Raw genomic sequence first — 12,812 nt, forward strand, 5'->3', positions numbered from 1 at the left:
GAAATGTCGAAAAAATATCTTTTGGATCAAATAGTTTTATAGGAATTAACGTAGCTTTACCTATTTTTAATAATGATAGTAAAAAACCGATCGGAGTGATAGCATTTTCACTTAATTTTAAAGAGATTTCAAATTTTCTTTTAGATAATAAATTAGATTCATTTAGCGGTTATACAAAAGCCATTATAGCAAAAGATGGTACAATAGCAGTGCATGATAACTCTAATATACTATTAAAAAAGATTCAAGATATCAATCCTCATGCTAAAGCATTGACAGATGCAGTTGCTAAAAATGAATTTAAGATATTCTCAAATTATACAACTTCAACAGGAGTAAGTAGTTACGCCGTGGTCGCTCCGTTTACTACAGCAAGAGACTCTAGCAACTGGGCAATTATAACCACAGCGCCGATAGATTCTGTATTTGCTCCTTTATACAGTCTACAAAAAACTATATTTGTCGCGTCATTGATATTTTTAGTTGTATCTTTAGCGTTTATCTACTTTTATATCAAAGCAAATCTTGCTATGAGGCTTCCAATTTTATTAAATGCTTTAGACTCGTTCTTTAAATTTATAAATCATGAAAGTAAAGAAGTACAAATGATCAAAATCCATGCAAACGATGAGCTAGGAGCTATGGGAAATATGATCAATGCAAATATAGCAAAAACAAGAGATAGTTTAATAAAAGATCAAGAAGCAGTACAACAATCAGTAGAAACAGCAAAAGAAATAGAAGGTGGAAATCTTACCGCAAGGATAGTAAAAGATCCTGCAAATCCGCAGTTAATCGAACTCAAAAACGTATTAAACAAAATGTTGTTAGTGCTTCAAAATAAAGTAGGAAGCAATATGAATGAGATAAATCGCGTATTTAACTCTTATAAATCTCTTGATTTTACAACAAATATTGCAAACGCAAAAGGAGAAGTAGAAGTAACCACTAATGTCTTAGGAGATGAGATAAAAGAAATGCTAAGATCTAGTTTAAGTTTTGCCAAAGATCTAGCCGAGCAAAGCAAAGAGCTTAGAGAATCTATGCAAAAATTAACAGACGGATCGCGCACACAAGCACATTCTCTTGAGCAATCCGCAGCCGCGGTAGAACAAATAAGCTGCTCTATGCAAAGTATCAGCGATAGAACTGTTGAAACTACAAAACAAGCCGAAGATATCAAAAATATCGTGGGCGTGATAAAAGATATCGCAGATCAAACAAATCTTCTTGCGCTAAACGCAGCTATAGAGGCGGCGCGTGCAGGAGAACACGGACGTGGATTTGCGGTTGTTGCGGATGAAGTTAGAAAACTAGCTGAGAGAACAAATAACTCTTTAGGCGAAATTGAAGTCAATGTAAATATCTTAGTACAAAGTGTAAATGATATGAGTGAATCTATAAAAGAGCAAACTATAGGTCTTGGACAAATCAATGAATCTATAGCTCAGTTAGAAAGCGTAACTCAAACAAATGTCGGAATTGCAAATACTACTAACGATATTACACAAAACGTAAATACCATAGCCGATAATATATTAGCGGACGTAAATAAAAAGAAATTCTAAAAATTTAAGATACTCCGAAATTATTTGGAGTATCTTTTTATAAATTTATTTTAAAAACTATGAGTTTAAAATTCCATTAGAAATTTCAAATCCAAAATCACAAAAACTTCTATCGGGCAAAGCTTTAAATTTATAACCTAAAAGAGCAGTTTCAAAACTATGCAAATATACTCTTTTTGAGCTATTTTTAGCATATTTTTCATCACCTATCACGCCGTAACCGGAGTAAGCTAAATGACATCTTATCTGGTGAGTTCTTCCGGTCTCTATACCGACTTTTATGAGTGATTTTTTACCCTCTACCATAAGAGGACTTACATGAGTTATAGCTGTTTTTCCACGACTTAAATCTATTTTAGAAAATGCTCCAGACTTTGTTTTTACTGTACTTATAGGAAGTTCTACGCTAAATTCATCTACTACTATTCCTCTAACTATAGCAAGATATGTTTTTTTTACTTTGTTATTGGCAAATTCTTTTATAGCTGCTTTTTGAAACTCTTCATTTTTATATAACAAAATCACGCCGCTAGTCTCTTTATCGAGTCTATTTAAAAGCGGAAATTTAAATATTTCTGCTACTTTTTCACTCGTTATAAAAGGCGGTTTATTTACAGCTACGATATTGTCGTCTTCATAAATCATAACCGGCTTTGCGAGTTTTGTGACTTTAAAAGAGGTGTTTTCGTTTAAAAGTCCTCTTGCGAGCACGAGTCTTTTGCCGCCTGCACTCACAAGACCTGAATCTATCAACTCTTTTGCTTCATTGTTTGAAATACCTTCTTGCAAAGCAAGAAGTTTATATGCTTTTTCTTGTTTCATTTTTACCTCTTATAAGTAGCTTTTTATCTCTTGTAATACTGTGTTAAAATCGCATCTATTTTTTATACTACATTTTTTTAAATTTGAGTTTAGAGCCGTATTTAAACTCTTATAATCGCTCATCACCACGCCATCTACCGCTTCAAATAGCGGCTTTTGATTATAAACAAACTCACCGCTTATTATAGAACAATTAAACTGAGCCGCTTCTATAGGATTATGTCCGCCGATACCTTTTTCAAAACTACCACAAAGAACTACTATATCACTGATATTATAGATATTTACAAGTTCTCCTAAAGTATCGATAAGCACAACATCGCTTTTAAAGCCTAAGTTTTGGCTAAATTTTTCATAACTCAAATTGTTTTTGCTGGCAAATTCACTCACTAAAATACCTACTTTTTGAAATCTCTCAGGATGACGAGGAGCTATAAAAAGCATATCGTTATCTTTTAAATTCAATAAAGAGAGTATCTGCTTCTCCTCGTTTTCATGACTACTAGCTATAGTAATAACTCTTTTTTGAGGTTTTTGATATATTTTAGTTGGTTTTAGTAAGTTTGCAGACTTTATATTTCCTATCACTTTTACGTTCTTTGCGCCAAGACTCTCAAGGCGAATTTTATCAGTATCGCTTTGAGCCAATACCAAATCCACATAGGTAAAAATCCATTGATAATAAAATTTAAATCTCAAATAAGATTTATAAGATTTATCGCTAATCCTAGCATTTAAAAGTATGGTTTTGCTACCATTTTGTTTTGCTATTTTAAATAAATTTAGCCAGAGCTCAGCCTCAAAAACCACAAGCACTTTACAATGAGACCACCAAAACGGCAAAAAACATTCAAATGGTAAAAAACATAGATCATTAGTAAACTTTTTAGCCCTATCAAATCCTGTTTGCGTGACAACAGATATACGCGAACTCTCGCAAGAATTAAAAAACGGCTCTATACTAGCAACTTCACCTAGGCTGCATGCATGGAAATGGAAATTTGAAACCGGAAGTTTTTTACTGTTTTTTAAAAAAAATCTAGCAGGAATACTATTTTTAAATTTAGACTTAAAGCTTAGCAAAGCCAGAAAAGGCGATGCTAAAATCAAAATGACAAAGCTTAAAAATGTATAGATCACTCGCCATTTTCTTCTTTGTATAAAATACGACCGCAGTGCGGACAAGTAATTATATCTTCGCTTTTTATAACGTTTGCATAAGTTTTATCGTTTATTTTCATAAAGCAACCATAACATGCCTGTTTTCTTACAGGAACTACGGCTGTATTTTTAGCCCATTTACGAATTTTTTCATAAAAAGTCAAAACTTTTTGATTCATCTTAGCTAAAAGATCCTCTTTTTGAGTATATACTTCATTTCTATCTTTTTCTATATTTGAAAGCTCTTCAGAAACTTCATTTTCAAGTTCGCTAAGAGTTTTAGATATCTCTATTTTTTTTTGCTTAAGCTCATTTTCATAATTAAGTTTTGACTCTATAATCCTTTCCAATCTAGTTATCTCTTTGTTTGCCGCTTCTAGTTGATCTTTTGCTAAATCTTCTTCTAAATTCAGAGCCTTTATCTCTTTTTCAGTTTTTACAGATCCGCTTTTTTTACCGATATCTTTTATTTTCGCACCAAACTCAACTATATGAGAGTTTGTATTTGAAATTTGACTTTTTAACTCTTCTATTTCTGTTTGTATAGTTTCTACCTTCTCATCTATAGATAAGATTTCCTCTTTTTTAACGTTTAAGTTTTTATTAATATTCTCGATACGCGGCGCATAGCTATCTATTTTTTGGTCAATTTGAGATAGATTAACTAGCTGTTCTAGGTATTTGTTCATATATGTCCTTTTTTTGATTAACGATATTCAAATGGATTGATTGAATTTGTGATTGTAGCAAAAACTCCGTTTTTTTGCAAGTAAGCAGCCAATGAATCCCCAAAATACCGCTCACTTTCAAAATGTCCGATATCTATAAGACTAAGAGAATTTTCATAACATTCTAAAGCCGTATGGTATTTAAAATCTCCGCTTAAAAAACAGTCGGCTTCAAAATCACCTATTAGATCTGCTCCGCTTCCCGTACAAAATGCAGCTGTTTTTATAAATTCATTTGATTTTACAACTCTTAAATTTGATATTTTAAGTTTCGTTTTTATCTCATTTGCAAACTCTTCAAAACTTTTATTTACGTCAAATTTTAGTATAAAACCGTCCTCTATAAAATCCCTATATCCTAAAACTTCGCTCAAAACATACTTATTTAACACATGCAAATCAAAATTTGTATGCATAGATATAAGACTTATATCTTTTTTAAGCATTATATTTATTAAATTTGATGGAAATTTAGATAATTCAAGCCTCTTTAAACCCTTAAAAATAAGCGGATGATGAGTTATAAAAAGAGTTTTTTCTTTAGCATTATTTACTATATTCGTATCTAAATCAAGGCTTAAAACAACTTGATCAAACTCACTGTTCATACTTCCTATAATAAGTCCCGAATTATCCCAATTTTCTTGATTTTCAAATGGAGCGATACTATCTAAAATAGCGTAAATCTCGGATATTTTCACTTTTGCAAGCTCTCTTTATAAGCTAAAGCACAGCCCTTTGCTAACTCTCTAATTTTTAGTATAAAATCTTGACGCTGCGTAACACTTATAGCTCCTCTTGCATCAAGCACGTTAAATGTATGAGCCGCGAGCATGCAATAGTCATAAGCAGGTAGGGCTAAGCCGTGTTCTAGTATCGCTTTACACTCTTTACCATAATCTTCAAAATGTTTAAAAAGTATAGCAGTATCGGCGATCTCAAAGTTGTATTTGCTAAACTCATATTCACTTTGTTTATGAACATCACCGTAAGTGACGATTTTACCGTCTCTTTCATCCCAAACTATATCATATACGTTATTTTTATCTTGTAAATACATAGCTAAACGCTCAATTCCATAAGTTACTTCAGCACTAACTAACTCGCAAGGAATTCCGCCTACTTGCTGAAAATACGTAAATTGCGTCACTTCCATACCGTCTAACCAAACTTCCCAACCAAGACCCCAAGCTCCAAGAGTTGGGCTTTCCCAGTTGTCTTCTACGAAACGTATATCGTGTTTATTTATATCAAGACCTAAACGCTCCAAGCTTTTTAGATAGAGTTCTTGTATATTTTTTGGACTTGGTTTCATTATCACTTGAAACTGATAATAGCTCCCAAGACGATTTGGATTTTCACCATATCTACCATCAGTCGGGCGGCGGCTAGGTGCTACGTAAGCTACGTTCCACGGTTTATCGCCAAGACTTCTTAAAAATGTTGCTTGATGGTAAGTTCCTGCGCCAGCAGGCATATCGTAAGGCTGGACTATAATGCAGCCTTGCTCATGCCAATACGTTTGAAGAGTAAGTATTATCTCGCTAAATGTCATATAATTCCTTTAATTTTATCACTTTAGTAGCTTAAATTTAAATAACTTAAGATTTAAAATTTTCTACAGCTTTGTTCCACATAAGTTTATATTTCCTTTTGAGAAATTCAACTTCATCTTGAGAAATTTTAAGCTGATTAGTAAGAGTTTCAACGGTTTTTCTATCTTCATCATATAAATCTTGCATAGAATAAAGCGCTTCTTTTAGAAATTTATTTTCATTACGCAAAGCTTCTAAAGTCTCATCTTTGGCGTCCAAAACTTTTTCATGCAAATTTAAAATCGTACCTATAGTTTTTTCTACAAAACTTTCCCCAGGAAGAGTTGGATTTGAAGTAATATTCATCTCATTTAAGCTAGTTGGGACAACGCTCATAGTGCCTTCATTCGCTTCTATATAGATAGTATCGTTTTCGGTTTTTGTTTTTAGAACTCCTCTTTCGATCATTTCATCCACAACATCACGGTTTAGATGAACTAGTTTGCAGAACTCGTCGATTTCAAGATAGGTTTTCATTTTGCTCCTTTTTATCCTAGTAAAACTTCTATTTTTTTAGAATCCTCTTCAAGCATTAAAGCTTGTTTTGTTCTATCGTCTAATAATTTTTGACTTAAGCTTTCATCATTTAGTGCTAGAATTTGCATAGCCAAGTAAGCTGCATTTTTTGCTCCTGCTTTGCCTATAGCAAGAGTCGCAACCGGCATACCAGCTGGCATCTGAACAGTAGAATAAAGAGCGTCTATACCATTTACGGCTGAACCACCCATAGGTACTCCGATAACTGGTTTGGCTGTATTTGCAGCTACTGCACCTGCTAAATGAGCTGCCATACCAGCAGCGCAGATGAATACCGTCGCGCCCCTTTTATCTGCATCTATAACATAATCATGCGTACGCTTAGGACTTCTATGAGCCGAACTGATAATCATTTCAAATTTAACACCGAAACTCTCTAAAATTTTAGCAGCTTCATTTACTATTTCATAGTCACTTTTACTTCCCATAATAATACTAACAAATTTCATTCCAAAACTCCTTTTTATTTTCTATTTTACAGCCGAGTTAAGCTATTTTCAAACTTATAAAAATTTATATAAATTAGTTATCAAATTTAATCAAAACTTCATTATAAATCAAATTTTAACGCTTTAACTTAACGAATTTTTTTAGATCTCTTTTCGCAAAAAACTAAACTCAGGTAGCTTAAACGGAAGTTTTATCTCATTTTCATTACCGCTATGGATCTCGTCAAATTCTTTACCCTTTTTACTAATGAGTTTTGTAAATTCCACAAAATACTTACCACCATTTTCATAAACCATTCCAAGCTCATTTTGACCTAAATTTATATCTGACCCAATCGGTGCCATTATCTCATAAGCTTCATTTGGTGATATTTTAAATTTGGTTTTAAAATACTCGCCGTCTTCACTTATAGCATGAACTTGATGAGTGCCCTCTTCTATGCTAGAAATATGATTTTGAGTATTTGATCTCTCATAAGGTTTATGTATCAAATATCCATCGCTAAATCCGCGATTTTTTAATGTATTGAGCTCGGCTTCATATACAGATGGTTCGAATTTACCGTTTATCGCATCATCGATAGCCATTCTGTAAGCTCTTGTCGTACAAGCAGCGTAATACTCACTTTTTGTGCGACCTTCTATCTTTAAGCTATCGATCGCTCCGGTTTTTATAATCTTTTCTATATGAACGGCTAAATTTAGATCTTTTGAGTTCATTATATGAGTTCCACTCTCGTCTTCTTCCAATCTAAATAAAGCTCCGTTATCTTCACTTTTAGCATACAATTCATACTTGAACCTACAGTCATTCGCACAACTTCCGCGGTTACTAAAACGTCCGCTTTGCACAGCAGATATCAAACAACGTCCAGAGTATGCAAAACACATAGAGCCGTGACAAAAAATTTCTATTTCAAGACTAGGAATTTTTTCTTTTATTAAAACTGCGTCTTTTAAGCTCATTTCACGCGCGGCTACTATACGACTAGCGCCCATCTGATGATAGATAGAAGCATCAAGATAGTTCATAACATTTGCTTGAGTTGATAAATGAACTTCGATATCAGGAGCTATCTCTTTAGCTAAACTCATAACTCCCGGAGTTGCTATGATAAATGCATCTACACCAAAACTAGACACCGTTTTTATATGTCTTTTTAAAGGTTCTATTTGACCGTTAAAAGGAAATCCATTTATAGTAGCGTAAAATTTAGCATTATGCTTATGAGCTAGTCTCACGCCCTCTTCAAAGCTTTCTAAATTAAATTCTTTTGCACTTCTTTGGCGTAAAGAAAAGCTGCCTACACTAGCATATACAGCGTCTGCACCGTAATTTAATGCTATTTTTAATTTTGTTAAATTTCCAGCAGGACTCAGAAGCTCGGGTTTTTTCACTTTTTGCCTAAATTTTCAATTAAAGCTTCTATATCTTCATTGCTTACGATATTTTCAGTAGTTGTATCGCCTTCTATATGCACAGCAGAGCTAACTCGTTTCTCATCATCGACTTTGCCCTCAAATAGGCTATTCATATACTTACTAAGTGCTCTCATAACGTTTATAACGCGTTCTATTTTTTGTCTATGAATATCTTGATACTGCATCATATCCATAGTCATCATCACTTCATCTTGACCCATTTGCAAATTGCCTACGATATCTTCAAATTTGCCTTCTAAGTCTTTATTTGACTCGAGCATTTGGGCAAATGTTGCGACGTTTGGAAATTTATCAAGAAGTTTTTCAAATACTTCTATATTTTTAGTAGCTAAATCTTTTGCTTCATTACAAACATTTTCAGCGTCCATAAAAAAATTATTTATAGTTTCTAGCTTATCAAACATCTCTGTAGCTTTTTCTTCAGAGTCTTTTGTTACATCATCTAATTGACGAACCATTTTGTGATCATCCGTAGGAGGAGGCGGTGGCCACGCACTAGTAGATGATACTCTATAACTACTGTCTTCATCTTTATCTTTACATTTACTTGTCTCTTGCTCTGTTTCTAAATTTGAATTACTACTACTCTGAGAAGATTCATCTAAAATATCATCATTTACCTCAGACGTTTGTTCATCACCATCAAGACCATCAGCCATCAAAGCATCTAACTCTTCTTGCGTCATCAAAAACTCCTAAAACTTAATTCCCATATTGTAGCTTAAAATTTCTAAAAATTGCTTTACAAGCAACATTTTTTTAAATTTCAACTCCTATTTTTATAAAAATATACTTTATAAAATATATAAAATACTTATAATATAATACAAAAATAGCTGTAAAAAATAGCCTCTAAAACATAAAAAAATGTATTATAAATCTTTTAATAATTTAAAAAATATCGATTGTGTAACTCTAATATTTATAATACTTCATGATATATTTGGATTATTTATACTGCTTTTTTAAATTTATTAAAACAATAAATTTATCTATTAATTTATTATAAATAAGTCAAGATTTGATAAATATCTGTCGCTTTAAATCAAAATATTTTAACAAATTTTTATAATAATTAATCAGCATATTCTAATGTATAATATTAAATTTATAGTATATTCTATAAAAATATTTTGTTTCTTTTAAGGAAAAGTTCTGTATAATTGCGACTTCTTATTTAGTGCGCTCTTAGCTCAGCTGGATAGAGCATTTGATTGCGGTTCAAAAGGTCAGAGATTCGAATTCTCTAGGGCGCACCATTCTATTATTTTAATTAATTCTATCTTAATTTATTGCAGTTTAACACATTTCTGTAAAATCATTGTCTTTTTTTAATATCAAAATTTAAATCAATTCGTATGAAATTAAGTGTTTTCCAACATAATTTTAGTTAAACTTTTAATTCGATATTTTATATAACTTTTGTCTTGATCATGTAATTTTAGTATTTTTATGATATTTAATTTATCGGTATAATTTAAAATTTAAAATAAAATTAGCTATATATATTTTTATATGTAGTTAATTTTAAAGTTTTAGCTGATTTGAATGATTTTTTCGATTTATATATTTGTTACTTATAAAATGTATTAAATATACAGCTAAATAATAAATATATTTAATAAAGGTTTTATGAACAATAAAAATATATTAATAACTTAGGGGAAAGAAAATGATAATAGACCTACATAACCATACACCGCTTTGTAATCACGCTTCAGGCTCACCTATACAATACGCACAAAAAGCTTACTCAATGGGGTGTAAATACTACGGATTTAGTGACCACAATCCAATGAAATTTGATGAAAAATACAGAATGAAATTTGAGCAAATGCAACTTTATAGACAAATAATAGATGAAGTCAAAGCCAAATTTGATAACAAAATGGAAATTTTATTTGGTTATGAAGTTGATTTTTTAGATGGCTATATGGATGAACGAGTTTTAAATGCAAAGTGTGATTACTTCATCGGTTCGGTACATTTTATCGGCGGATGGGGATTTGATAATCCAGAGTTCATAGGCGAGTACAAAAACAAAGATATAAACCAAATTTGGGAACAATACTTTAATGCTATAGAAAATTTAGCTAAATGCGGAAAATTTGATATAGTCGGTCATATAGATCTTATAAAAGTATTTAATTTCAAACCAACAAAAGAGATAAAAATCATAGCAAAAAATGCCATAAAAGAGATAAAAAAAGCAAATTTGGTAGTTGAATTAAACAGTGCAGGATATAGAAAACCAGTCAGTGAGTTATATCCTAGTGATGAAATTTTAGAAATGCTAGCTGAGTTTAACATACCTATAACTTTTTCAAGCGACGCTCACGCAGTCGATCATGTCGGAGCAAATATGGAAAAAACTATGCAAAAAGCGAAAGAATTTGGATTTAATGAAGCTGCGATTTTTATAAATAGAAATAGGAAAATGATTAAAATTTAAAAAAGACTATATTTTTAATATAAAACTAAGCTTAAAATTAAAATTTTATGGTATAATTCTTAAAATTTAAATTTTTAAAGGAGCCGATATGGGCAAATTTGTAAATAACGTAAAAGAATTTTTTGAGTTCTGCAAGGAAAATGAAGTCAAATTTGTGGATTTTCGTTTCACGGACTTAAAAGGTACTTGGCATCACGTATCGTATAATATAAAAGCGATTAATGAAGATTCATTCAACGGACTTCCGTTTGATGGTAGTTCTATAGACGCTTGGCAGCCGATTCATAAATCAGATATGATGCTAAAACCAGATGTAGAAACTGCGTTTTTAGATCCTTTTACTGCAGATACGACTATTATAGTAATATGTGATGTTTATGACATATACAAAGGTGAATTATATGAAAAATGTCCTAGAAGTATAGCAAAAAAGGCATCGCAATATCTAAGAGATAGCGGTGTAGGAGACGTAGCTTACTTTGGACCTGAAAATGAGTTTTTTGTATTTGACAATGTTCGCATTATAGATAAACCAAATTGCGCTATGTATGAAGTAGATACGGAAGAAGGCGAGTGGAATGATGGTAAAGAGTATACAGATGGATACAATACGGGTCACAGACCACGCACCAAAGGTGGATATTTTCCAGTTCAACCAGTCGATAGCATGGTGGATCTAAGAGCTGAAATGGTAAATGTACTTGAACAAGTAGGACTTGAAACTTTTGTGGTTCATCATGAAGTTGCTCAAGGACAAGGCGAAATAGGCGTCAAATTCGGCACACTTGTAGAGGCTGCGGATAATGTTCAAATTTATAAATATGTAGTAAAAATGGTAGCTCATCTAAACGGTAAAACAGCTACATTTATGCCAAAACCGCTTTATGGAGATAACGGAAGCGGTATGCACGTACATCAATCTATCTGGAAAGACGGTAAAAATTTATTTTATAAAGATGGAAATTATGCAAATCTTAGCGATATCGCAAGGTGGTATATAGGTGGTGTTTTAAAACACGCAAGAAGCGTGGCTGCATTTACAAACCCTAGTACAAATAGTTATAAAAGATTAATTCCTGGTTTTGAAGCTCCTAGCATTTTAACTTATTCTTGCCAAAACAGAAGCGCTAGTTGTCGTATTCCTTATGGTTCAGGAGAGAAAAGCGTTAGAGCGGAGTTTAGATTTCCAGATAGCACGGCTTGCCCATATTTAGCGTTTGCTGCTATGCTTCTAGCAGGGCTTGATGGTATAAAAAATAAAGTGGAACCTGTCGGTCCTATGGATGAAGATTTGTTTGAGCTAACTCTTGATGAGATAAGAGATCGAGGTATAGAGCAACTTCCTCACACTTTAAGAGGCAGCCTTGAAGCAGTTATCCGTGATAATAAATATCTAAGTCCCGCAATGAGCAATTTATTTATAGAAACATATCAACATTATAAATTTGAAACTCAAGTATGGCCTTATGAGCAAAGACCTACTCCGTTTGAGTTTAAAACTTCATTTTCTTGTTAGTTTATGTAAATTTAGTTTTGGGGCAAAAACCCTAAAACTAAATAAATATCAATATAAAAATATTATAAATTTGAAAGTATGGATTTAAGCTTATCCTTGTCGGTTTGTTCTGCCATACGTTTTTCATTCATCTCTTTTTCAAGCTGTTTTTTATAATCCTCAAGAGTCTCATTTATACTTGCTATAGCTTTAGCTTTGTCTTCATCGCTTAAGTTCTCAACATCCAAACTAGCCATAAGTTCTTGTCTTTTTTGCTCTAATTTCTCATCAATTTTTTGTTGATTTATATTTATTAGAGTTACGGCAGAACCGTATTTACTCAAATTTTCTAAGAATTTTTCAACGGTGTCTATCTTATTGCTATTTGAAGGATTGTCATTACTAGACGATTGACTAACTAGATTAGTCAAAGTATCTCCAAAACTATTATCATCATTGTTGATACTTTTATAAGCTGAGCCGACATATTTTGTGATAATACTATCAGTTACTTGCATTTTAACTCCTTTTTTAGTTGAAAATTATAAGCAAAATATATTCC

At 32.2% G+C, this 12,812-nt stretch carries 12 protein-coding genes, 1 tRNA gene and 1 pseudogene; 4 read left to right on the plus strand and 10 right to left on the minus strand.

Features of this window, described 5'->3' with window-relative positions; all coding sequences use genetic code 11:
* Positions 1–1,187: 1,187 nt before the first annotated feature.
* Positions 1,188–1,568, plus strand: a pseudogene (locus tag DQN38_RS09290) (methyl-accepting chemotaxis protein); the annotation flags it as partial.
* Between the two features lie 57 nt (positions 1,569–1,625).
* Here the strand turns inward: DQN38_RS09290 and DQN38_RS05105 are convergent.
* The 9 genes from DQN38_RS05105 to DQN38_RS05145 form a co-directional block, all read right to left on the minus strand.
* A complete protein-coding gene (locus DQN38_RS05105) occupies positions 1,626–2,390 on the minus strand; it encodes an RluA family pseudouridine synthase (protein WP_002849608.1) in 765 nt (254 codons plus the stop codon).
* Between the two features lie 9 nt (positions 2,391–2,399).
* Positions 2,400–3,530, minus strand: a complete 1,131-nt coding sequence (gene waaA / locus DQN38_RS05110) for a lipid IV(A) 3-deoxy-D-manno-octulosonic acid transferase (RefSeq protein WP_024305186.1) — start codon at positions 3,528–3,530, stop codon at positions 2,400–2,402.
* Entirely contained in the window at positions 3,527–4,240 is a 714-nt protein-coding gene (locus DQN38_RS05115) for a zinc ribbon domain-containing protein (protein WP_111738204.1), read from the minus strand. Before DQN38_RS05115 ends, waaA begins: the two co-directional genes overlap by 4 nt.
* A gap of 17 nt (positions 4,241–4,257) precedes the next feature.
* Positions 4,258–4,980, minus strand: coding sequence for a Nif3-like dinuclear metal center hexameric protein (locus DQN38_RS05120; RefSeq protein WP_065843846.1), 723 nt, complete (start codon positions 4,978–4,980; stop codon positions 4,258–4,260).
* Complete coding sequence (gene glyQ / locus DQN38_RS05125; protein ID WP_002849611.1) at positions 4,977–5,834, minus strand: glycine--tRNA ligase subunit alpha; 858 nt, start codon at positions 5,832–5,834, stop codon at positions 4,977–4,979. The genes DQN38_RS05120 and glyQ overlap by 4 nt, the downstream gene beginning before the upstream one ends.
* A 46-nt stretch (positions 5,835–5,880) precedes the next feature.
* Positions 5,881–6,351 (minus strand): DUF3972 domain-containing protein, encoded by a 471-nt coding sequence (locus DQN38_RS05130; RefSeq protein ID WP_011732060.1) that lies wholly within the window; start codon positions 6,349–6,351, stop codon positions 5,881–5,883.
* Between the two features lie 11 nt (positions 6,352–6,362).
* Positions 6,363–6,860 carry a 5-(carboxyamino)imidazole ribonucleotide mutase gene (gene purE, locus DQN38_RS05135; RefSeq protein WP_011732061.1) on the minus strand — a complete coding sequence of 166 codons (498 nt, stop codon included), beginning with the start codon at positions 6,858–6,860 and terminating at the stop codon, positions 6,363–6,365.
* 141 nt (positions 6,861–7,001) lie between these two features.
* Complete coding sequence (locus DQN38_RS05140; RefSeq protein ID WP_002849617.1) at positions 7,002–8,258, minus strand: peptidase U32 family protein; 1,257 nt, start codon at positions 8,256–8,258, stop codon at positions 7,002–7,004.
* Entirely contained in the window at positions 8,255–8,989 is a 735-nt protein-coding gene (locus DQN38_RS05145; RefSeq protein WP_011732062.1) for a hypothetical protein, read from the minus strand. Before DQN38_RS05145 ends, DQN38_RS05140 begins: the two co-directional genes overlap by 4 nt.
* Positions 8,990–9,485: 496 nt before the next feature.
* Between DQN38_RS05145 and DQN38_RS05150 the strand changes: the two genes are divergently transcribed.
* From DQN38_RS05150 to glnA, 3 genes are all read left to right on the plus strand, one after another.
* A tRNA-Arg gene (locus DQN38_RS05150) sits at positions 9,486–9,562 on the plus strand.
* A 413-nt stretch (positions 9,563–9,975) separates the two neighbouring features.
* Positions 9,976–10,755 (plus strand): histidinol-phosphatase, encoded by a 780-nt coding sequence (locus DQN38_RS05155; protein WP_065843845.1) that lies wholly within the window; start codon positions 9,976–9,978, stop codon positions 10,753–10,755.
* 88 nt (positions 10,756–10,843) lie between these two features.
* The gene (glnA, locus tag DQN38_RS05160; protein WP_002849620.1) at positions 10,844–12,271 is read left to right on the plus strand and encodes a type I glutamate--ammonia ligase; all 1,428 of its coding nucleotides are present in this window, start codon (positions 10,844–10,846) and stop codon (positions 12,269–12,271) included.
* 62 nt (positions 12,272–12,333) lie between these two features.
* On the opposite strand, the gene DQN38_RS05165 is transcribed toward glnA, so the two are convergent.
* Positions 12,334–12,768 (minus strand): hypothetical protein, encoded by a 435-nt coding sequence (locus tag DQN38_RS05165; RefSeq protein ID WP_065843821.1) that lies wholly within the window; start codon positions 12,766–12,768, stop codon positions 12,334–12,336.
* Positions 12,769–12,812: the final 44 nt, after the last annotated feature.

Source organism: Campylobacter fetus subsp. fetus (assembly GCF_900475935.1).
Taxonomy (GTDB): Bacteria; Campylobacterota; Campylobacteria; order Campylobacterales; family Campylobacteraceae; genus Campylobacter; species Campylobacter fetus.